Genomic DNA, 23,052 nt, shown 5'->3' on the forward strand with positions numbered 1-23,052 from the left:
GCGTTTTACATGACAATATAAAAAGGTAGGTGACATTTTCGTCATCTACCTGTTAGTTTCGCATATTCATTTTGTAAGGGGAAACGTAGTGTAAATAGCGAGCCTTCACCAACTTTAGATTGAACATTAATACGAATACCAATTTTATGGGCTACATTAGATGCTAAATAGAGACCCATACCTGTAGATTGAGAGGATTCCCTTCCCGCTGTTCCTGTATAAGATTTTTGAAAAATCCGAGGTAAATCGTCTAAAGGTATACCCCTACCTATATCTTTAATATGTAGTAATGTTGCACCTGTAGAATCATGTTCTGTAAAGATTGTTATCTCAGAATTTACTGGGCTATACTTGATGGCATTCGAAAGAATTTGTCGAATAATAAAAGCAAGCCACTTGCCATCTGTCATAACTATCTCTGTCAGTTCACCAATTTCAAAGCCAATGCCTTTTTCAAGACACCAAGCTTGCATAGCTCGGATTTCTTTATAAATAATGGGCTTCAGTTCAATCTCAGTTAAATAATTATCTTTTTCAATAGCGTATAATCTTGTTTGATGCAGTTGTTGATCAACCAAAAGATGTAATCTTAGCCATTCATTCTCTAATTTTCGACGTAGCTGTAAATCCTCAATATGTTCAAACATTAAATTAATGGCAGTTAAAGGTGCTTTTACTTCATGGACCCAAGCTAATAGTTCATCAGAATGTTCCTGTATCTGCACTTTGGCTTGATTTAACTCTAAATTCTTTTCAAAAAAGGCATCCTCCATTTTTCGAAAGTATACTTCTTGGAAAGGAGATAAAGCTAAACTATTTCTATGTGCATCATCAAGGTGGCTATCCATATTTCCCAGGAAATCTTTTAATTTCCCAACTTCGATGACATAGCGACACCAAAAAAAGAGTATAAAACATACAAGTAAACTAACGTTTACATACCAAATGGAAACTCCATTTAAACCAACATCTAAAGAAAATAGCACATTTAGAATTATCAGAGTAAAAATAAAAAATCCTATCCAAGCAAAGCGTTCTCTAACAAATAATAATAACAACTTCCCTCACATCCCTCAGCTTACTGCCATATAACCAAGTCCCTTTTTTGTTAGTATTACCTCATGTAAACCAATATCCTCTAGCTTTGCACGTAACCGATTAACGTTTACAGACAAAGTATTATCGTTTACGAAACGTTCGTCATCCCATAGTTTTCTCATTAGCTCGTCTCTTGAAACGATATGATTAGCCTGCTCCACTAATATTCTTAAAATAAAAAGTTCATTTTTTGTTAAAGAAGCAATGGCACCATTATACATAATTTCACTTCTCGCATAATCAATTATGGCATCGTTAAAACGTGTAACATCCATTTTTTCTTCAACGTAATCATAGGTTCTACGTAAAATAGCCTGTGCTTTTGCGAGTAAAACTTCCATATGAAAAGGCTTTTGAATAAAATCATCAGCCCCCATTTGCATAGCCATCACCATATCCATCGGGTGATCTCGGGAAGAAAGAAAAAGGATTGGCACTTTGGATAAATGACGAATTTCACGACACCAATGAAAGCCGTCATAGGCAGGCAATTGAATATCAATTAGTACGAGATGGGGCTTCTCCTCTATAAAGTCATCCATCACCTTCTGAAAATTTTTAGGTCCCACCACGTTTAGTGACCACTGCTCAAAACGTTCTTGAATCATGCTAAAAATAGAAGGATCATCTTCAATCAGCAAAATTTTCATGTCCATACTCAGTTCCCCTTTCCCTTTAATTATTTACGCTAGAGGACATGCTTGTGGTTATGTACACATACACTAATTAAAACTCTAATTTTTCTTTATTTTAACACAAAAAACCAATCTGTAGGCGTCCCTACAGATTGGTTTGGAATTAGCAAGAGCTAAAATTATTTTTGGATAGAAGCAACTACGCCAGCGCCTACAGTACGGCCACCCTCACGGATAGAGAATTTAGTACCTTCTTCAAGAGCGATTGGAGCGATAAGTTCAACTGTCATTTCGATGTTATCACCAGGCATTACCATTTCAACGCCTTCTGGTAAGTTACAGATACCTGTTACGTCAGTTGTACGGAAGTAGAACTGAGGACGGTAGTTAGAGAAGAATGGAGTATGACGGCCACCCTCTTCTTTTGATAAAACGTAAACTTCAGCTTTGAAGTTAGTGTGTGGAGTAATTGAACCTGGTTTAGCTAATACTTGACCACGTTGGATTTCTTCACGAGCAACACCACGTAGTAAAGCACCGATGTTGTCACCAGCTTCAGCATAGTCTAATAATTTACGGAACATTTCTACACCAGTTACAGTAGTAGATTTAGCTTCTTCAGCGATACCGATGATTTCAACTACGTCACCAACTTTAACTTGACCACGTTCAACACGGCCAGTTGCAACTGTACCACGACCAGTAATAGAGAATACGTCCTCTACTGGCATCATGAATGGTTTGTCAGTTTGACGTTCTGGAGTTGGGATGTAAGAATCTACAGCGTCCATTAATTCAACGATTTTTTCTTCCCATTCTGGTTCACCTTCAAGAGCTTTAAGAGCAGAACCTTTGATTACAGGAATATCGTCACCTGGGAAGTCATATTCAGATAGTAGGTCACGGATTTCCATTTCTACTAATTCTAATAATTCTTCGTCGTCAACCATATCACATTTGTTCATGAATACTACTAAGTATGGAACACCTACTTGACGAGATAAAAGGATGTGTTCACGAGTTTGTGGCATTGGGCCGTCAGCAGCAGATACTACTAAGATACCGCCGTCCATTTGAGCAGCACCAGTGATCATGTTTTTAACATAGTCAGCGTGTCCTGGGCAGTCAACGTGTGCATAGTGACGAGTTTCAGTTTCGTATTCTACGTGAGAAGTATTGATTGTGATACCACGTTCTTTTTCTTCTGGAGCGTTATCGATATCAGCGTAAGATTTAGCTGTACCACCCATTTTTTTAGAAAGAACTGTAGCGATTGCAGCAGTTAAAGTAGTTTTACCATGGTCAACGTGTCCGATTGTACCAATGTTAGCATGCGTTTTAGAACGGTCAAATTTTTCTTTAGCCATTAGAGATTGCCTCCTCAAAATTGTATGTTTTAGATTTAAAATTTATAGAATGAATGCTGATAGAGAACGGGCCCATCCCCTATCCTGCAATCATAGCTTACAAATTAGTTATACTTTATGCAAGATGAAATTTCAATTATTCACCTTTATTTTTTTTGATGATATCTTCAGAGATTGATTTTGGTACTTCTTCATAATGATCGAATACCATTGAGAATACACCACGACCTTGCGTTGCAGAACGTAAAGTTGTTGCATATCCAAACATTTCTGAAAGTGGAACCATCGCACGAACAACTTGAGCGTTACCGCGAGCTTCCATACCTTCTACGCGACCACGGCGAGAAGTGATGTTACCCATGATATCACCAAGATATTCTTCAGGAATTACAACTTCAACTTTCATCATAGGCTCTAAAAGAACTGGACTACATTTTGATGCAGCAGCTTTAAGTGCCATAGATGCAGCGATTTTAAATGCCATTTCGTTTGAGTCAACATCATGGTATGAACCATCGAATAATTTCGCTTTGATGTCGATTAATGGGTAACCAGCGATTACACCGCGGTCAAGCGAGTCACGAAGACCTGCTTCTACAGCTGGAATATATTCACGTGGTACTACACCACCAACGATAGCATTTTCGAATTCAAAGCCTTTACCCTCTTCATTTGGAGAGAACTCGATCCATACGTCACCGTATTGACCACGACCACCTGATTGACGAGTGAATTTACCTTGAACTTGAGCAGAGCCACGGAATGTTTCACGGTAAGATACCATTGGAGCACCTACGTTAGCTTCTACTTTAAATTCACGGCGCATACGATCAACTAAGATATCAAGGTGAAGCTCACCCATACCTGAGATAATTGTTTGACCAGTTTCTTGGTCTGTATGTGCACGGAATGTTGGATCTTCTTCTTGTAGTTTTTGTAAAGCTTGACCCATTTTATCTTGGTCAGCTTTTGATTTTGGTTCTACAGAAAGAGAGATAACTGGTTCTGGGAACTCCATAGACTCAAGGATAACAAGGTTTTTCTCTTCACAAAGAGTGTCACCAGTTGTTGTATCTTTAAGACCTACAGCAGCTGCGATATCACCAGCAAATACTTTTGAAATCTCTTCACGGCTGTTAGCGTGCATTTGTAGGATACGACCTACACGTTCACGTTTACCTTTTGAAGAGTTTTGTACGTATGAACCTGATTCAAGAACACCAGAGTACACACGGAAGAACGTTAATTTACCTACGAATGGGTCAGTCATAACTTTAAATGCTAAAGCTGAGAATGGCGCTTCGTCTGATGATGGACGTTCAGTTTCATCACCATCTGGAGTTGTACCTTTAATAGCTGGTACATCAACTGGTGATGGTAAGTAATCGATAACTGCGTCAAGCATTTTACGAACACCTTTGTGTTTGAATGCTGTACCACAGATTACTGGGTAGAATTCTACAGCGATTGTCGCTTTACGGATAGCCGCTTTAAGCTCTTCTTTTGTAATTTCTTCACCAGCAAAGTATTTTTCCATGATTTCTTCGTTAACTTCAGCGATTGCTTCGATTAACTTCTCACGGTATTCTTCAGCTTGCGCTTGGAATTCTTCAGGAATTGGTTGACCTTCACGTAATGCTGTACCTTCTTCGTTATCGTAGTAAGTTACATCCATTTCAACTAGGTCAATAATTGCTTTGAACTCATCTTCCGCACCAATTGGTAATTGGATTGGATGAGCATTTGCTTGTAAACGCTCGTGTAAAGTACCTACAGAATATAGGAAGTCTGCACCCATTTTATCCATTTTGTTAATGAATACGATACGTGGTACACCGTAAGTTGTAGCTTGACGCCATACAGTTTCTGTTTGAGGTTCAACACCAGATTGAGCATCAAGTACAGTTACTGCGCCGTCAAGTACACGTAAAGAACGTTCTACTTCTACAGTGAAGTCTACGTGTCCAGGAGTATCGATGATGTTTACGCGGTTGCCTTTCCATTGAGCTGTTGTCGCAGCAGAAGTGATTGTGATACCACGTTCTTGCTCTTGCTCCATCCAGTCCATTTGAGAAGCGCCTTCATGAGTTTCACCGATTTTGTGAATCTTACCTGTGTAATAAAGGATACGCTCAGTTGTTGTTGTTTTACCAGCATCAATGTGAGCCATGATCCCAATATTACGAGTATTCTCTAGTGAGAATTCGCGTTTCATTAGGTATTTCTCCTTCCATATTGGGCTTATGCTATGTTTAGATTACCAACGGTAGTGAGCGAATGCTTTGTTCGCTTCTGCCATTTTGTGCATATCTTCACGTTTCTTAACTGATGCACCAGTGTTGTTAGAAGCATCAAGGATTTCGTTAGCTAAACGCTCTTCCATAGTTTTTTCACCACGAAGACGAGAATAGTTAACTAGGTAACGAAGACCTAAAGTTGTACGACGTTCTGGGCGTACTTCAACTGGTACTTGGTAGTTAGAACCACCAACACGGCGAGCACGTACTTCAAGAACTGGCATTACGTTATTTAGAGCAGCTTCGAATACTTCGATTGGATCTTGACCAGAACGTTCTTTAACTAGTTCGAACGCACCGTATAAAATCTTTTGAGAAGTACCTCTTTTACCATCAATCATCATTTTATTGATTAAACGAGTTACTAGTTTTGAATTATAAATTGGATCTGGTAACACGTCACGTTTGGAAACAGGACCTTTACGAGGCATGTGTTTTCCTCCTTTCATTGAGTAAATATATAGTGGGATTTAAATTATTTTTTTTCTTTAGGGCGTTTTGTACCGTATAAAGAACGTGATTGCATACGACCGTTTACACCAGCAGTATCAAGAGCACCACGAACGATATGGTAACGAACACCCGGTAAGTCTTTTACACGACCGCCACGGATAAGAACAACACTGTGCTCTTGTAAGTTGTGGCCTTCACCAGGAATGTACGCTGTAACCTCGATTTGGTTAGTTAAACGTACACGAGCGTATTTACGTAACGCTGAGTTTGGTTTTTTAGGCGTCATTGTACCTACACGAGTACAAACACCACGTTTTTGTGGAGATTTAACATCAGTTAAAGATTTTTTAAATGAGTTATATCCTTTGTTTAACGCTGGTGAATTTGATTTCGTGATTTTAGATTTACGAGGCTTACGTACCAATTGGTTAATTGTAGGCATCGATTTTTCCTCCCTTCATTCCTTCTTTTTTTAATACCACACATCCAGGTGGTTCATTTTTTGGGTAAAAACAAAGTCTTTGTGCATTTTACACAAAAACTACTCTACAGTAATCGCAACTACCGCAGCTCCAACATGGATTCCACAGGCTTTGCCCAGTTCCTTTTTGGACTCAACAAGAATAACTGGTATACCGATTTCTCTCGCGAAAGATATGGCCGAATCGGTTACCCAATTGTCTGCATCAAGTGCCACAAAAAGTTCTTTCACTGAACCAGCTCGCATTGCTTTTACTGCTTGCTTTGTACCTATGATTGTTTGACTAGCCCTTACTTTATCATAAGACATTTACATATCCTCCGAAGTACAGACAGTTAACTATCAACCTTCAATATATTATCATTACTCATTTACACTGTCAACTAATATCTTGAAAAAGTCCGAAGAGATGATGAAAATATGCATCTCTTCGGCCTAATTTAATGTTTATTCAGCAGAAACGACTTCTGTGTCAAGCTCATCTTTTTCGATGCGGATTTGACGATAACGTTGCATACCAGTACCTGCAGGAACAAGTTTACCGATAATTACGTTCTCTTTTAATCCAAGAAGTTCGTCACGTTTACCCTTAATTGCTGCATCTGTTAACACACGTGTTGTTTCTTGGAACGATGCTGCAGATAAGAATGATTCTGTTTCAAGAGAAGCTTTTGTAATACCAAGGATAACAGGGCGACAAGTTGCAGGGTTTTTGCCATTCATAACAGCGTCTACGTTTGCCTCTGAGAATTGGTGGATATCTAGTAATGAGCCAGGTAGTAATTCTGTATCTCCAGCTTCAATTACACGCACTTTACGAAGCATTTGGCGAACCATTACCTCAATGTGTTTATCCCCAATTTCTACCCCTTGCATACGGTATACTTTTTGAACTTCTTTTAATAAATATTCTTGAACAGTTGAAACGTCTTTGACTTTTAGCAATTGTTTTGGATCGATAGAACCTTCTGTTAAAACTTGACCACGTTCTACATTATCACCTTCGATAACTTTCAAACGTGCGTTATAAGGTGCTTGATACTTACGAGTTTCTACGTCACCTTGAATTGTAATTTCTTTTAAGCCTTCACGAATTTCTGTGATATCTGAAACCGTACCAGCAATTTCTGAAATAACAGATTGACCTTTTGGATTACGTGCTTCAAAGATCTCTTGGATACGTGGAAGACCTTGTGTAATATCATCTCCGGCAACCCCACCTGTATGGAATGTACGCATTGTTAACTGTGTACCTGGTTCACCGATTGATTGAGCCGCAATAATACCAACTGCTTCCCCAACTTCAACCTTCTCACCTGTCGCCAAGTTCATGCCGTAACATTTTTTACAAACGCCGTGTTTTGTATTACATGTAAATGCTGAACGGATTGTCACTTCTTCAATACCAGCCTCGATAATTGCACGAGCGATATCTTGGTCGATTAAACCGTCTTTTGCAAGAATTACTTCACCAGTTTCAGGGTGGAAGATTGTTTTCTTCGTATGACGACCAACAATACGTTCATCTAGAGCTTCAATTAACTCTGTGCCTTCCATTAGTGCACCAATCGTTAAGCCACGGTCAGTACCACAGTCATCTTCACGAACGATAACATCTTGTGCAACGTCAACAAGACGACGCGTTAAGTAACCTGAATCGGCAGTTTTTAGGGCTGTATCGGCAAGACCTTTACGAGCACCGTGAGTTGAGATGAAGTACTCTAATACTGTTAAACCTTCACGGAATGAAGATTTGATTGGAAGTTCGATAATACGACCAGCCGGGTTGGCCATCAGACCACGCATACCAGCTAGCTGAGTAAAGTTAGATGCATTACCACGGGCACCTGAATCAGACATCATGAAAATTGGGTTTGTTTTCTCAAGTGACTTCATCAGCTTCGCTTGAATTTCATCTTTTGCAGCACTCCAGCTTGAAATAACGCGATCATAACGCTCATCCTCAGTAATGAAACCACGACGGAATTGCGCTTGAACTTTATCTACTTTCTCTTGAGCTTCTGCTAAAATTTCACCTTTATCAGGTAATACCACGATATCAGATACACCTACAGTAATACCTGCACGTGTTGAATATTTGAAACCTAGGTTTTTCATACGGTCAAGCATTTTAGATGTTTCCGTAATGTGGAAACGTTTAAATACTTCAGCAATGATATTTCCTAAGAATTTCTTACGGAATGGGTTTACAACAGGTACTGATGCAAAGTATTTACGCAATACAGCTGTACGTTGTGCATCAATTTTCCCTTTTTCATCTAAATTATTATAAGCACTATCTGATTCAAGCTCTTTAAGTGTTTCTTCATCAATTGTTAACTTAGCAAAGTATTTTTCTGGTGTTACTTGCTCTAAGTTGAAATCAGTTGGCTCATTAATATAAGGGAATGATTCCGGCAAGATTTCATTAAAGATTACTTTACCGACAGTTGTTAATAAGAACATATTATTTTGTTCTTCAGTGAATGTCGGATTATTTAATGAACTTGCTTTAATTGCGATACGTGTATGCAAGTGTACATGACCTGTATCATAGGCAATTAAAACTTCATTTGGACCATAGAAAACAGTACCTTCACCACGTGCGCCTTCACGTTCAAGTGTTAAGTAGTAGTTTCCTAATACCATATCTTGAGAAGGTGTTACAACAGGTTTACCGTCTTTTGGATTCAGGATGTTTTGTGCAGCAAGCATTAGAAGACGAGCTTCAGCTTGAGCTTCAGCTGATAATGGTACGTGAACCGCCATTTGGTCACCATCGAAGTCAGCATTATAGGCTGTACATACTAATGGGTGAAGACGAATAGCACGACCTTCAACTAGTGTTGGTTCAAATGCTTGAATTCCAAGACGGTGAAGCGTTGGTGCACGGTTTAGTAATACTGGATGCTCACGGATAACATCTTCTAAAACGTCCCATACGTCGTTATTTAAACGTTCGATTTTACGTTTAGCAGATTTAATGTTATGAGCAAGACCACGCTCTACTAATTCTTTCATAACGAATGGCTTGAATAATTCGATAGCCATTTCTTTTGGTAAGCCACATTGGTACATTTTTAAGTTTGGACCTACTACGATAACCGAACGACCAGAGTAGTCAACACGTTTACCAAGTAGATTTTGACGGAAACGACCTTGTTTACCTTTCAACATATGTGAAAGTGATTTTAACGGGCGGTTACCAGGACCTGTTACAGGACGTCCACGACGACCATTATCGATTAATGCATCAACAGCTTCTTGTAACATACGTTTTTCATTTTGTACGATGATGCTCGGAGCACCTAAATCTAATAAACGTTTTAAACGGTTATTACGATTAATTACACGACGGTACAAATCGTTTAAATCTGAAGTCGCGAAACGACCACCATCTAATTGCACCATTGGACGAAGCTCTGGTGGAATAACAGGTAGTACATCTAGAATCATCCATTCAGGTGAGTTTCCTGAGTTACGGAAAGATTCAACAACTTCTAGACGTTTAATGGCACGAGTACGTCTTTGACCTTGAGCAGATTTTAACTCCTCTTTTAAAGATTGTGTTTCATCTTCTAGGTCGATTTTACCTAATAATTTTTTGATTGCTTCTGCACCCATTGATGCTTCGAATGTATTACCGAATTTTTCACGGTATGCACGATACTCTTTTTCAGATAGTAATTGTTTACTTTCTAAATTAGTAGCACCTGCATCGATCACAACGTATGAAGCAAAATAGATAACTTCTTCAAGAGCACGAGGTGACATATCTAAAATTAGACCCATACGGCTAGGAATACCTTTGAAGTACCAGATATGAGAAACTGGTGCTGCTAATTCGATATGTCCCATACGTTCACGACGAACTTTAGCACGTGTTACTTCAACGCCACAACGATCACAAACTACGCCTTTATAGCGTACACGTTTATATTTCCCACAGTGACACTCCCAGTCCTTAGTTGGACCAAAAATACGCTCACAGAATAAACCATCTTTTTCTGGTTTTAGTGTACGGTAGTTAATTGTTTCAGGTTTTTTAACCTCTCCATATGACCAAGAACGAATCTTGTCAGGTGATGCTAAACCAATTTTCATATATTCAAATTCATTAACGTCTATCAAGGAGCCTACCTCCCTCTAGTATAGGTCTTTATAAAGACTCTTTTACGCAGCTCGATAATCGTTTGCAAAGATTGCCTCTTTGGCAAAGGATTAGAAATAGAATGATTTATTAAAAGAAAAAGCCAGGCAGGGCGTTAAATCCTGCCCGGCTAATTTGAAAAATAAGTTTGACCATATTCACATTTGTGAATTTGGTTTTCCATTATTCAAAAGACTCTACTGGCTCTTCTTCTGTATCTGGCTGTGGTGCAATGTTAAGTGCATCAGCTGGCTGAAGATCGTCTTCTTCGTCTAAATCGCGAAGCTCTACTTCTTCATCATTAACTGTTAACATCTTAACATCCATACCAAGAGATTGAAGTTCTTTAATCAATACTTTGAATGACTCAGGAACACCTGGCTCTGGTACACTTTCACCTTTAACGATGGCTTCATATGTTTTCACACGACCAACAACGTCATCAGATTTAACCGTTAAGATTTCTTGAAGTGTATACGCAGCACCATAAGCTTCAAGTGCCCATACCTCCATTTCACCAAAACGTTGTCCACCAAATTGCGCTTTACCACCAAGTGGTTGTTGCGTAACAAGTGAGTAAGGACCAGTTGAACGTGCATGAAGTTTATCATCAACCATGTGAGCAAGTTTGATCATATACATGATACCTACTGATACACGGTTATCGAATGGTTCACCAGAACGTCCATCATACAGGATTGTTTTACCGTCACGGTTCATCCCAGCTTCTTCCATTGTTTCCCAAACGTCTTCTTCATTAGCACCATCAAATACTGGTGTTGCCATGTGAACGCCTAGATAACGAGAAGCCATACCTAAGTGTAACTCTAAAACTTGTCCGATATTCATACGGGAAGGTACACCAAGTGGATTTAACATGATATCAACAGGCGTGCCATCTGGCATGAATGGCATATCTTCTTCTGGTAAGATACGAGAGATAACCCCTTTGTTACCATGACGTCCGGCCATTTTGTCCCCAACACGAATTTTACGTTTTTGAACAATATAAGCACGAACTAATTGGTTAACACCTGGTGGTAATTCATCGCCATCTTCACGGTTAAATACTTTAACATCAAGAATGATACCGCCAGCACCGTGTGGTACACGTAATGAAGTATCACGAACCTCACGAGCCTTTTCACCGAAGATTGCATGTAATAAACGCTCTTCAGCAGTTAATTCTGTAACCCCTTTAGGCGTTACTTTCCCAACAAGAATATCACCGTCACGTACTTCCGCACCAATACGGATAATACCACGTTCGTCTAGGTTACGAAGTGCATCTTCTCCGACGTTTGGAATATCACGAGTGATTTCTTCTGGTCCAAGCTTTGTATCACGAGATTCTGATTCATATTCTTCGATATGAACAGATGTATAGACATCGTCTTTTACAAGGCGCTCACTCATAATAACAGCATCCTCATAGTTAAAGCCGTTCCAAGTCATGAATGCAACCAGTACGTTACGTCCAAGAGCTAGTTCGCCTTTTTCCATTGATGGACCATCTGCTAAAATGTCACGAGGTTTCACACGTTCGCCTACTTTTACAAGTGGGCGTTGGTTATATGAAGTACCTTGGTTAGAACGAATGAACTTCTGTAATTTATATTTTGTTAAATCGCCTTTAACCTCTTTGCCGTCTACAACTTCAATGCGGCGTACATGGATAGAGCGAGCTTCAACGTGCTCAACAATACCATCATACTTCGCTACTACAGCTGCACCTGAATCACGCGCATCAACATGTTCCATACCAGTACCAACGAATGGTGCTTCTGGGTTAAGTAGTGGAACTGCTTGACGTTGCATGTTGGCACCCATAAGTGCACGGTTCGAGTCATCGTTTTCTAAGAACGGTATACATGCAGTCGCTGCAGAGACAACTTGTTTAGGAGATACATCCATGTAGTCCATTTGCGCTTTATTGAATACCGTGTTATCACCACGGAAACGACCTACTACTTCATCATTTACAAAAGTACCATCTGGATTTAACGGCGAATTTGCTTGTGCTACATAGTAGTTATCTTCTTCATCAGCTGTTAAATAATCAATTTGCTCCGTTACTCGACCTGTTTCGTGGTCAATACGACGATAAGGTGTTTCAATGAAGCCAAATTTATTAACTTTGGCAAATGAAGATAATGAGTTGATTAACCCAATGTTTGGACCCTCTGGTGTCTCGATCGGACACATACGACCATAGTGAGAGTAGTGAACGTCACGTACTTCGAAGCCAGCACGCTCACGCGTTAAACCACCAGGACCTAATGCAGATAGACGACGTTTATGCGTTAACTCTGCTAATGGGTTTGTTTGGTCCATGAATTGTGATAATTGAGAGCTTCCGAAGAACTCTTTAATGGACGCAATCACTGGACGGATATTGATTAATTGTTGTGGTACGATCGCAGCTGTGTCATTAATTGACATACGCTCACGTACTACACGTTCCATACGAGACAAACCGATACGGAATTGATTTTGTAGTAACTCACCAACAGAACGTAGGCGACGGTTACCTAAATGGTCAATATCATCTGTTGCACCTACTTGGTAAAGTAAGTTAAAGAAATAGCTTACTGAAGATAAAACATCAGCAGGTGTAATATTCTTCACTTCTTCATCAATGTACGCATTACCAATGATATTAATTTCTTTTTGAGCTTCATCCTTTGGAGCATAAATCTTAATAGATTGGATGGTTACATCATCTTCAAGCACTCCACCGACTTGTGATAAAGTGCGGTAACCAATACCTTTTGATGAATCTTCTAGGTAAGGTAGAATTTTATCTAAAGTACGACGATCTAGTACTGTACCTTTTTCTACTAAAATTTCGCCTGTTTCTGGATCTACAAGCGTTTCAGCAATCGTTTGGTTGAATAAACGATTTTTAATGTGAAGCTTTTTATTCATTTTGTAGCGACCAACATTCGCTAAATCATAACGTTTAGCATCGAAGAAACGAGAGTATAATAAACTCTTCGCACTTTCTACTGTTGGTGGCTCACCTGGACGTAAACGTTCGTAGATTTCTAAAAGCGCTTTTTCTGTACTTTCAGAGTTATCTTTTTCTAACGTATTACGCAAATACTCGTTATCACCGATAATATCGATAATTTCTTGATCTGAACCGAAACCTAATGCACGTAGTAACACTGTTACTGGTAGCTTACGAGTACGATCAATTCGCACATAAACTACGTCTTTCGCATCAGTTTCATACTCTAACCAAGCACCACGGTTTGGAATAACTGTAGCTCCAAAGCCTTTTTTACCGTTTTTATCAGTTTTATCATGGAAATACACACTTGGTGAACGAACTAATTGTGAAACGATAACACGTTCAGCACCGTTGATAATGAACGTACCTGTTTCTGTCATTAACGGGAAATCACCCATGAAGACATCTTGTTCTTTCACTTCGTCTGTTTCTTTGTTGTAAAGACGTACTTTCACACGTAATGGAGCTGCGTAAGTAACATCTCGCTCTTTACACTCATCAACATCATATTTAGGCTCACCTAATGAATAATCGATGAATTCTAATGAAAGATTACCTGTAAAGTCCTCGATCGGCGAAATGTCACGGAACATTTCACGTAAACCTTCTTCAAGGAACCACTCGTAAGACGCCGTTTGAATCTCAATCAGATTTGGAAGCTCAAGCACCTCTTTAATACGCGCAAAGCTTCTACGCTGGCGGTGTTGTCCGTACTGAACTAGTTGACCTGTCAACTCATTCACCCCTCAATAAAGCGATATTAGGTCTTTGCAAAATCATACAAATAGTGTATGATTTCGAAAGACAAAAAGAAAACGAGTCTTCAAAAAGATCTCATTTTCGGTTAACTAAACTTATCTTGGCAAGTATACCCATATTAAAACAATTCTATACAAAAAGGGCATACGACCTCAAAATAATATTTTTGCATTGTATCATATTATCATAGCCGATTTGTCAAGTCAATAAATTATACATATTTCATTTATTTTTTTGCGCGTACTATCCAGTACCCTTTTTTCTTTTCTACTACATCGACTTCTGAAAACTTTTCTTCTAAGTAACTTACTGTCGATGGCGCTCCTTGTTTCTTCTGAATGACTACCCAGAGTTCACCCGAAGACACTAGCCGATCGTAAGCTCCATCGTAAAAGCGGAAAATCGTTTCCTTCCCCGCACGAATTGGTGGATTCGTTAAGATAGCTGCTGCATCTACATCTTTATCAACCATCGATAGGCCGTCACTCACAAATATTCGCACATTTTGAACACCGTTCACTTGCGCATTTTTTTGCGAAAGCGCAACTGCACGTTCATTAATATCCATCATAAAAACGGTACGGTCTGGATTAGTTTTGGCAATCGATAACCCTATCGGCCCGTATCCACAACCTACATCAAAAATCGCACCATCAATATCAGGCATTTGAAAAGCGTCTATTAAAACACGGGATCCAAAATCTACTTCGCTTTTACTAAATACACCTGCATCCGTTTCGAATGAAAACGTATGCCCTAGTAACTTGAATGTCCAGTGACGTGGTTTACTTTCAGTTTGAGGCTTACTTGTATAATAGTGATCTGACATTTTCACGCCTCCTCAGAATGAAGAAAAAAGCTCGCCAAAATGACGAGCTTTCCTTTTGTTAAAAAGTAACGCGAGATTACTTAACTTCTACAGATGCGCCAACTTCTTCAAGTTTAGCTTTGATTTCTTCAGCTTCATCTTTAGAAACGCCTTCTTTAAGAGCTTTAGGAGCGTTATCTACTACTTCTTTAGCTTCTTTAAGACCTAAACCAGTGATTTCACGAACCACTTTGATTACTTTGATTTTTTCTGCACCAGCAGATGCTAATACTACGTCAAATTCTGTTTTTTCTTCAGCTGCAGCAGCACCACCAGCAACTACTGCTACTGGAGCAGCAGCTGTTACACCGAATTCTTCTTCGATAGCTTTTACTAAATCGTTTAATTCAAGAACTGTCATAGCTTTGATAGCTTCTAAGATTTGCTCTTTATTCATTATAATTTCCTCCTAATTGGATAATGTTTTATTTTTTTGCGATCAGGCCGCAGAAGTATTAGTGCGTCTTAAATTACGCGCCTTGTTCTTCTTTTTGTTCTGCAACAGCTTTTGTTGCAAGTGCGAAGTTACGCACTGGAGCTTGAAGTACAGATAAAAGCATAGAAAGTAGACCTTCGCGTGATGGAAGTTCTGCAAGTGCTTTAACATCTTCAACAGAAGAAATAGTACCTTCAATAATACCAGCTTTAATTTCTAAAGCTTCGTTTTTCTTAGCGAACTCGTTGATGATTTTAGCAGGCGCTACAACATCTTCATTTGAGAACGCAATTGCGTTAGGACCAACTAATACGTCGTTGATTCCTTCAAGGCCAGCAGCTTCAGCAGCACGACGAGTTAAAGTGTTTTTGTAAACTTTGAACTCAACGCCAGCTTCACGAAGTTGTTTACGAAGCTCTGTTACTTGTGCAACATTAAGACCACGGTAATCCACAACTACTACAGAAGCAGCGCCTTGGAATTTTTCAGTAATCTCTTGAACTTGTACTTGTTTGTTTTCGATTGCTTTGCTCATGATGACACCTCCTATTAGAATGGGTCATTTATACCGACAAAAGAAAAGCCTCCGAGTCAAATAGACACAGAGGCTGAAAGTCATCATCTTTAAATAAGAATCTGAATTCCGATGTCCTCGGTAGGAACATTAAGTGACAAGTCACTCCTACTGTCTACGGTACAAATGGATAATTCACAACAGCAACTATAGTATCACGTATAGCCACTATCGTCAATACATATATATAAATTATTTTACTACTACGTTAGAAGCGTCAATTTTAACCGCTGGACCCATTGTAGTTGTAACATTTACAGATTTCATGTAAGTACCTTTAGCTGCAGCAGGTTTTGCTTTTTGAACTACATCAAAAACAGCTAAGAAGTTTTCTACTAATTTTTCTGCTGAGAAAGAAACTTTACCGATAGGAGCGTGGATAATACCAGCTTTATCAGCACGGTATTCTACTTTACCAGCTTTGATTTCTTCGATAGCTTTTGTTACATCAAAAGTAACTGTACCAGTTTTAGGGTTTGGCATTAAACCTTTAGGCCCTAATACACGACCAAGTTTACCAACTTCACCCATCATGTCAGGAGTTGCTACGATTACATCGAAGTCAAACCAACCTTGTTGGATTTTTTGGATGTATTCTGCATCGCCTACATAGTCAGCACCAGCTGCTTCAGCTTCTTTAAGCTTTTCACCTTTTGCAAATACTAATACGCGTTGAGTTTTACCAGTACCGTTTGGTAGTACTACTGCACCACGGATTTGTTGGTCGTTCTTACGAGTATCAATACCTAAGCGGAAAGCAACTTCTACAGTAGCGTCGAAGTTTACTGTGCTAGTTTTTTGAGCAAGTTCGATTGCTTCTTGTGCAGTGTAAAGTGCGTTACGATCAATTAATTTTGCTGCATCTTGCAGTTTTTTACCTTTTTTAGCCATTATATATTTCCTCCTTGATTGTGGTTATAGCGGATTTTACCTCCCACGAATAAAGGTTGCGTGTTCACAAAGAAACTTCGCAACCTTCCAAAAAACAAAACATCAAGTAAATGGGATTAGTCTTCGATAACAATACCCATGCTTCGTGCAGTACCTTCAACCATTAACATAGCAGCTTCTACTGAAGCAGCGTTAAGGTCTGGCATTTTAGTTTCAGCGATTTCGCGAACTTTATCACGTTTAACCGTTGCCACTTTTTTACGGTTTGGTTCACCAGATCCAGATTGGATACCAGCTGCTACTTTAAGTAGAACTGCTGCAGGTGGAGTTTTTGTAATGAAAGTGAAAGAACGATCCTCGAATACTGAAATTTCAACTGGGATAATAAGACCAGCTTGATCAGCAGTACGCGCATTAAATTCTTTACAGAATCCCATGATGTTCACACCCGCTTGACCTAATGCAGGACCAACCGGTGGAGCTGGGTTAGCTTTACCAGCAGGGATTTGAAGTTTAACAACTTTAATAACTTTTTTAGCCACGAGACACACCTCCTTAAGTCCGTGATGTGGTAATTGGGTTGCCCCTCCCACTCAATATCTGTCTGTCAGCTAAGTGCCGATAACATTAAAATTATCATTACAGACGTCAAACAAAAGTATGACAGTCTGACCTATGAAATGATACCACTTTTAATTTTTTTAAGCAAGTAGTAATTAACAAAATCTGCGAAACATCTACCAATTAGCATGTAATGTTCTATTGTTAGAACTATAATTTTTGAACTTGTTCGAAATCTAGCTCCATAATCGTTTCGCGACCAAACATATCAACCGTCACTTTAATTTTACCTTTTTCTGTGTCAATTTCTTCAACACGTCCTTGGAAATGAGCAAACGGCCCTTCTAATACTTCTACTGCTTCACCAACAGTAATGTCCACTTCTACAACTTTATCAGTCATACCCATTTGTTGTAGTAAACGATCTGCTTCTTCAGGTAATAACGGTGTTGGTTTTGCTCCTCCACCAGATGAACCGATAAAGCCCGTAACACCAGGCGTATTTCGAACTACATACCAAGAATCATCTGTCATGATTAACTCTACTAACACATAACCAGGGAAAACTTTACGCATCATTGTACGTTTTTTTCCATCTTTCATTTCTGTTTCTTCATGCTCAGGAACAATCACACGGAAGATTTTATCTTGCATTCCCATTGTTTCTACACGTTTCTCTAGGTTTGCTTTTACACGGTTTTCATACCCTGAATACGTATGAACAACATACCAATTTTTCTCCATAACTACTAGGACTCCTCGTCCGTCCCTCCCTTACAAATAAAAGTGAAAATGAATCGCGATACGCTCAATGCATTTTTACTCTTTTCACAAACATCTCATTAGAAAAATATAGCTTTCGCTAATTACTTGCGAAAGCTCGATGATATATACCGAAACTAGCATAGTCATCAATCGCTACTATCATACTCTCCTAGTAGTATTTATCATAATGAGGAGATTTTACTGCTTTGCGCTTCACTTCACCCATCCCATCGATCCCATTAGATGGAGTTTTCTACTGAATGAAGATAAAACAAACGAAAAAACCCGTTATTGCAATGGACGGGCTATTTCAAAAATATGCTATTTACTAAATTATAAATCTAAGTACCAGCGGAATAATGATGAAATACCTAAGTCAACTAACACAAAAAATAAAGCCATAATGACAACAGTTGAAATTACAACGACTGTATATTTCGTCAGTTCTTTACTTTTCGGCCAGCTTGTTTTGCGCATTTCTGACATTACATCGCTGAAAAAGCTTTTGATCTTGCCCATTCTAGCTTAACCTCCGAATCAATCAAATCTGTCTATTTACATATCATTTTATAGCGTTTGTTTATGCATTGTATGTTCATTGCAATGCGAGCAAAATTTCTTTAATTCGAGACGTACAGTTGAACCTTCTTTAGCTGGGAACGTGTAATTTCTCGAACCACATTTCTCACAATTAAGCACGACTTTTTTTGCCATATAATCACCTTTTTCGGCACTTTGTCTTTTTAAGACTAACACCTATATTTGTCAATGTCAATAAAGGCCTAAATGGGCTAAGACATTTCCTCAAGGACTAAATGACGTTCTAATTTACGTTTTACCCGCTGCAATGCATTATCGATAGATTTCACATGACGATTTAATTTGGCGGAAATTTCATGATAAGACTGGCCGTCTAGATATAAGGCTAAAACTTGTAGCTCTAATTCACTTAAAATCTCACTCATCTTTTCTTCTAAATATCCAAACTCTTCTCTATGAATCATCAATTCTTCTGGATCATCCATAATAGCACCCGTTAGTACATCCATAAGCGTTCGGTCTGACTCTTCGTCGAATATAGGCTTGTCCAAAGAGATATAGGAATTTAGAGGTATATGCTTTTGCCTAGTTGCTGTTTTAATAGCTGTGATAATCTGTCTTGTAATACATAACTCTGCAAAAGCTCTGAATGATGCAAGCTTATCTCCTTTAAAATCACGAATCGCTTTATATAAGCCTATCATGCCCTCTTGTACAATGTCTTCCTTATCTGCTCCGATTAAAAAATAGGATCTTGCCTTCGCTCTTACTAACAAACGGTATTTTGTAATTAAATAATCCAACGCATCTGTATTACCTTGATGCACCATTTCAATAAGCTCTTCATCATTGAATCGTTCAAAATCTTGTGTCACTTGTACAATGCTATTTTTAAACATGGTATCACCTCAGCCACAACAGATAATTAGAAACAGTATAACGGAATTGGAAAATATGCGTCAATCAATCATTTCAACCCTCGTCGCCATTTTTCAAAGGCGAGCGCAACATCTGGCTTTAATTCTATACGAGAAGGCGGCTTACTTTCTTGCTTCCGCTTCACATCATGAGTAATTTTATGTTGGATAATACTTGTATCAATTTCTAGCTCTCTAGCCGACTTCCTTAAGGCACCATTCCCAAATATAACACTTTGCTCTGCCATATCAGAAGTAGCTACATGAATTTGTACATTTCTAGCCTTTAATTCATGTGTCATTTTTTCAATACGTTCATCTGCTGTTTCATTTTTTCGTGTATAAATGACTTCTACATCATTTTCTATATAAGATTGCTCTACTCCTGGTACAAGATGGGCGTCAAAAACAATAATTACGCGCCAACCCATTGCTGCTTTATATTCAGCCATGAGTTCTATCAACCTTCTTCGCGCATCCTCAAAATTTGTATCACGCAATGGCCGCAGCTCTTTCCAAGATCCAATCATATTATAGCCATCAACAAGCAAAATGTTTTTCATTGTTATTCAATCGCTTCTTGACGTTTACGATACACTTCGTACATTAATAAAGCCGCTGCTACTGATGCGTTCAGTGATGTGACATGCCCAACCATCGGTAAGTGATATAAAAAATCGCATTTTTCTTTTAATAAACGCCCCATCCCTTTGCCCTCACTACCGATAATGATGGCTAATGGTAATGTTGCATCCATTTTTCGATAATCTGCAGATCCCTTTGCATCTGTCCCTGCAATCCATACACCGCGTTCTTTTAATTCATCTATAGTTTGAGCAAGATTGTTTACACGTACAACTGGAACGTGTTCAATCGCTCCTGTAGATGCCTTTGCCACTACTGCTGTTAGACTCACTGATCGGCGCTTAGGAATAATAATACCATGTGCTCCTATAGCATCAGCCGTTCTCATAATAGACCCTAGATTATGAGGATCCTCTAACTCATCTAAGATTAAGAAAAAAGGATCTTCCTGTTTATTAGCTGCGGCTGCAAATAAATCCTCTAGTTCAGCATACTTATAAGCGGCAACAGAAGCAACGATACCTTGATGATTAGCACTTGATAATTGATCAACTTTCTTTTTTGGGACAAATTGAACTATGACACCACGTTCACGGGCTAAATCTAGCAGTTCATTGACGCCAGATTTCTTTACTCCTTCTGCAATCCATACTTTATTCATATCGCGGCCTGAACGAAGTGCTTCTAACACTGGGTTTTTACCGGCAATAATTTCACCATTCTGTTCTGCCATTATTTAGACACTCCTTTTGATTCCTCGATTATTTGAATAGCATATGCAATGATTTCGTAGACGCGTTCTAGTTCATTCAATAAATATAAACTACCAAGCACCGCCTCAAAGCCTGAGCTATTACGATAGGTTTGGACATCCGTATTTTTTGGTACAGAGCCGGATTTGGCATTGCGTCCACGGCGGAACACAGCCAATTCCTCCTCTGTTAAATAATTTTCATCCATCATGCGATGAACGATCATCGATTGCGCTTTTGCTGAGACGTAGCGAGTTGCCTCTCGATGTAGTGTGTTTGGTTTAACACGACCAGAGCGTAGCAAATATTCTCGGACCTTTTGTTCCAATACGGCATCACCCATATAGGCTAACGCCAGCGCTTTTAATTGTTTAACATCTTCATTGCGAAGTTTATCCAACTTAATTACCCTCGTTTCCATCTAGTTCCTTGTCGTGTATCTTCTAAAATGATACCTTGGGCTTGCAAATGGTCACGGATCTCATCAGAGCGAGCAAAATCACGATTTTTACGTGCCTCGACGCGCTCTTGTAGTAATGCTTCAATTTCTTCGTCTAATAGTTCTTCTTCTTTTGCAAATTCAATACCTAAGACGTCACCTAGTACTTCAAAGGTTTCAATAAAGGTTTCTAATACCTTCTTGCAAGTATTGGCTTCATTTAAGTAAATATTAGCAATACGAGCTACTTCAAATAATACAGAAATAGCGTTGGCTGTATTAAAATCATCATCCATTGCCTCTTCAAAATGCGCTTTTTGTTCCGCAATTTTGTTCAGCCATTCTTCTGAATGATCACCTAAGCTTACAGTAGTCGTAAGGCGATGCTTCACATTGTTGTATGCTGTACGAATGCGCTCTAAACCTGACGCAGCAGCTTCTACTAGGTCCTTCGCAAAGTTAATTGGATGACGATAATGGACAGATAGCATGAAGAAACGTAATATCTGCGGGTCAATTTGTTTACGGATATCATTCACAAGAATGAAATTCCCAAGAGATTTGGACATCTTTTCATTATCAATATTAATATACCCGTTATGCATCCAATAACGCGCAAATGTTTTATCATTGTGTGCCTCTGATTGAGCAATTTCATTTTCGTGGTGAGGGAAAGTTAAATCCTGCCCACCAGCATGAATATCAATAGTATCTCCTAAATGTTCACGAGCCATTACAGAACACTCAATATGCCACCCTGGACGACCATCTCCCCATGGGCTTTCCCAGAATATCTCACCTGGCTTAGCAGCTTTCCATAAAGCAAAATCTAGCGCATCATCTTTTTTCTCGCCCGCTTCAATACGAGCACCGATTTTTAAATCGTCAACTGATTGGTGTGATAATTTACCGTAGCCATCAAATTTACGAGTACGGTAATACACATCTCCAGCAGACTCATAAGCGTAGCCCTTTTCAATTAGCACTTGAATAAATTGAATGATATCGTCCATATGCTCTGTCACACGTGGATGAACATCTGCCTTTTTGCATCCCAGTGCTGTAACATCTTCAAAATAGGCTGCAATAAAACGCTCAGTTAATTCATGTACTTCTTCACCAAGCTCATTTGCTGCTTTAATAATTTTATCGTCTACATCCGTAAAATTGGAAACAAACTTTACATCATAGCCTTTATACTGAAAATAACGACGTACTGTATCATAAACAATTACAGGACGTGAATTCCCAATATGGATATAGTTATAAACCGTAGGACCGCAGACATACATTTTTACCTTGCCCTCTTCTAGCGGTACAAAGGTTTCCTTTTGTCGTGTTAATGAGTTAAAAATTTGAATACCCATTGTATTTCACTCTCCTTTTCTGTTGAATAAAAAAAGCGCCTCTATCACTCCTAAAAGGAATGACAGAGACGCTCGATTTGCGTGGTTCCACTCTGATTGAA

At 39.0% G+C, this 23,052-nt stretch carries 22 protein-coding genes and 2 other annotated features (1 of these 24 running past the window's edge); all 22 genes read right to left on the reverse strand.

The window, feature by feature from the left end:
- Positions 1–41 precede the first annotated feature (41 nt).
- On the reverse strand, positions 42–1,058 hold the full coding sequence (locus MKY76_RS22705) for a sensor histidine kinase (RefSeq protein WP_257962044.1): 1,017 nt from the start codon (positions 1,056–1,058) through the stop codon (positions 42–44).
- A gap of 15 nt (positions 1,059–1,073) precedes the next feature.
- Positions 1,074–1,754 carry a response regulator transcription factor gene (locus tag MKY76_RS22710; protein WP_082148187.1) on the reverse strand — a complete coding sequence of 227 codons (681 nt, stop codon included), beginning with the start codon at positions 1,752–1,754 and terminating at the stop codon, positions 1,074–1,076.
- A 158-nt stretch (positions 1,755–1,912) separates the two neighbouring features.
- Positions 1,913–3,100 (reverse strand): elongation factor Tu, encoded by a 1,188-nt coding sequence (gene tuf, locus MKY76_RS22715; RefSeq protein WP_004233614.1) that lies wholly within the window; start codon positions 3,098–3,100, stop codon positions 1,913–1,915.
- Between the two features lie 136 nt (positions 3,101–3,236).
- Positions 3,237–5,315 carry an elongation factor G gene (gene fusA, locus MKY76_RS22720; protein ID WP_048395562.1) on the reverse strand — a complete coding sequence of 693 codons (2,079 nt, stop codon included), beginning with the start codon at positions 5,313–5,315 and terminating at the stop codon, positions 3,237–3,239.
- A 42-nt stretch (positions 5,316–5,357) separates the two neighbouring features.
- A complete protein-coding gene (gene rpsG / locus MKY76_RS22725; RefSeq protein ID WP_004233610.1) occupies positions 5,358–5,828 on the reverse strand; it encodes a 30S ribosomal protein S7 in 471 nt (156 codons plus the stop codon).
- Positions 5,829–5,872: 44 nt separating this feature from the next.
- A complete protein-coding gene (gene rpsL, locus MKY76_RS22730; RefSeq protein WP_004233609.1) occupies positions 5,873–6,292 on the reverse strand; it encodes a 30S ribosomal protein S12 in 420 nt (139 codons plus the stop codon).
- A 99-nt stretch (positions 6,293–6,391) separates the two neighbouring features.
- Positions 6,392–6,640, reverse strand: a complete 249-nt coding sequence (locus MKY76_RS22735) for a ribosomal L7Ae/L30e/S12e/Gadd45 family protein (protein ID WP_004233607.1) — start codon at positions 6,638–6,640, stop codon at positions 6,392–6,394.
- Between the two features lie 138 nt (positions 6,641–6,778).
- A complete protein-coding gene (gene rpoC, locus MKY76_RS22740; protein ID WP_048395560.1) occupies positions 6,779–10,462 on the reverse strand; it encodes a DNA-directed RNA polymerase subunit beta' in 3,684 nt (1,227 codons plus the stop codon).
- A gap of 202 nt (positions 10,463–10,664) precedes the next feature.
- The gene (gene rpoB / locus MKY76_RS22745) at positions 10,665–14,240 is read right to left on the reverse strand and encodes a DNA-directed RNA polymerase subunit beta (RefSeq protein WP_175400790.1); all 3,576 of its coding nucleotides are present in this window, start codon (positions 14,238–14,240) and stop codon (positions 10,665–10,667) included.
- A 242-nt stretch (positions 14,241–14,482) separates the two neighbouring features.
- The gene (locus tag MKY76_RS22750) at positions 14,483–15,085 is read right to left on the reverse strand and encodes a class I SAM-dependent methyltransferase (RefSeq protein ID WP_036077767.1); all 603 of its coding nucleotides are present in this window, start codon (positions 15,083–15,085) and stop codon (positions 14,483–14,485) included.
- A 76-nt stretch (positions 15,086–15,161) separates the two neighbouring features.
- The gene (gene rplL, locus MKY76_RS22755) at positions 15,162–15,521 is read right to left on the reverse strand and encodes a 50S ribosomal protein L7/L12 (protein ID WP_004233598.1); all 360 of its coding nucleotides are present in this window, start codon (positions 15,519–15,521) and stop codon (positions 15,162–15,164) included.
- 73 nt (positions 15,522–15,594) lie between these two features.
- On the reverse strand, positions 15,595–16,095 hold the full coding sequence (gene rplJ / locus MKY76_RS22760; RefSeq protein ID WP_004233596.1) for a 50S ribosomal protein L10: 501 nt from the start codon (positions 16,093–16,095) through the stop codon (positions 15,595–15,597).
- Between the two features lie 32 nt (positions 16,096–16,127).
- Positions 16,128–16,273 (reverse strand) — a sequence feature (ribosomal protein L10 leader region).
- A 53-nt stretch (positions 16,274–16,326) separates the two neighbouring features.
- Positions 16,327–17,025, reverse strand: coding sequence for a 50S ribosomal protein L1 (gene rplA, locus MKY76_RS22765; protein ID WP_004233594.1), 699 nt, complete (start codon positions 17,023–17,025; stop codon positions 16,327–16,329).
- Between the two features lie 116 nt (positions 17,026–17,141).
- Positions 17,142–17,567 carry a 50S ribosomal protein L11 gene (gene rplK, locus MKY76_RS22770; protein ID WP_004233593.1) on the reverse strand — a complete coding sequence of 142 codons (426 nt, stop codon included), beginning with the start codon at positions 17,565–17,567 and terminating at the stop codon, positions 17,142–17,144.
- A 229-nt stretch (positions 17,568–17,796) separates the two neighbouring features.
- Positions 17,797–18,330: a transcription termination/antitermination protein NusG gene (gene nusG / locus MKY76_RS22775; protein ID WP_004233590.1), complete on the reverse strand. Its 534-nt coding sequence runs from the start codon at positions 18,328–18,330 to the stop codon at positions 17,797–17,799.
- Between the two features lie 354 nt (positions 18,331–18,684).
- Positions 18,685–18,870 (reverse strand): preprotein translocase subunit SecE, encoded by a 186-nt coding sequence (secE, locus tag MKY76_RS22780; protein WP_004233589.1) that lies wholly within the window; start codon positions 18,868–18,870, stop codon positions 18,685–18,687.
- A gap of 48 nt (positions 18,871–18,918) precedes the next feature.
- Positions 18,919–19,065, reverse strand: coding sequence for a 50S ribosomal protein L33 (gene rpmG, locus MKY76_RS22785; RefSeq protein ID WP_004233588.1), 147 nt, complete (start codon positions 19,063–19,065; stop codon positions 18,919–18,921).
- 77 nt (positions 19,066–19,142) lie between these two features.
- A complete protein-coding gene (gene sigH / locus MKY76_RS22790; protein ID WP_004233587.1) occupies positions 19,143–19,790 on the reverse strand; it encodes an RNA polymerase sporulation sigma factor SigH in 648 nt (215 codons plus the stop codon).
- 68 nt (positions 19,791–19,858) lie between these two features.
- Positions 19,859–20,371, reverse strand: a complete 513-nt coding sequence (locus MKY76_RS22795) for an NYN domain-containing protein (protein WP_054548958.1) — start codon at positions 20,369–20,371, stop codon at positions 19,859–19,861.
- Between the two features lie 2 nt (positions 20,372–20,373).
- Complete coding sequence (rlmB, locus tag MKY76_RS22800; protein ID WP_054548957.1) at positions 20,374–21,126, reverse strand: 23S rRNA (guanosine(2251)-2'-O)-methyltransferase RlmB; 753 nt, start codon at positions 21,124–21,126, stop codon at positions 20,374–20,376.
- Positions 21,126–21,545 (reverse strand): Mini-ribonuclease 3, encoded by a 420-nt coding sequence (locus MKY76_RS22805; protein WP_048395554.1) that lies wholly within the window; start codon positions 21,543–21,545, stop codon positions 21,126–21,128. Before MKY76_RS22805 ends, rlmB begins: the two co-directional genes overlap by 1 nt.
- A gap of 5 nt (positions 21,546–21,550) precedes the next feature.
- Complete coding sequence (gene cysS / locus MKY76_RS22810; protein ID WP_048395551.1) at positions 21,551–22,951, reverse strand: cysteine--tRNA ligase; 1,401 nt, start codon at positions 22,949–22,951, stop codon at positions 21,551–21,553.
- A gap of 61 nt (positions 22,952–23,012) precedes the next feature.
- Positions 23,013–23,052, reverse strand: a binding site (T-box leader) (it continues 179 nt past the right edge of the window).

The organism is Lysinibacillus sp. FSL P4-0201, from assembly GCF_038593425.1.
Taxonomy (GTDB): Bacteria; Bacillota; Bacilli; order Bacillales_A; family Planococcaceae; genus Lysinibacillus; species Lysinibacillus capsici.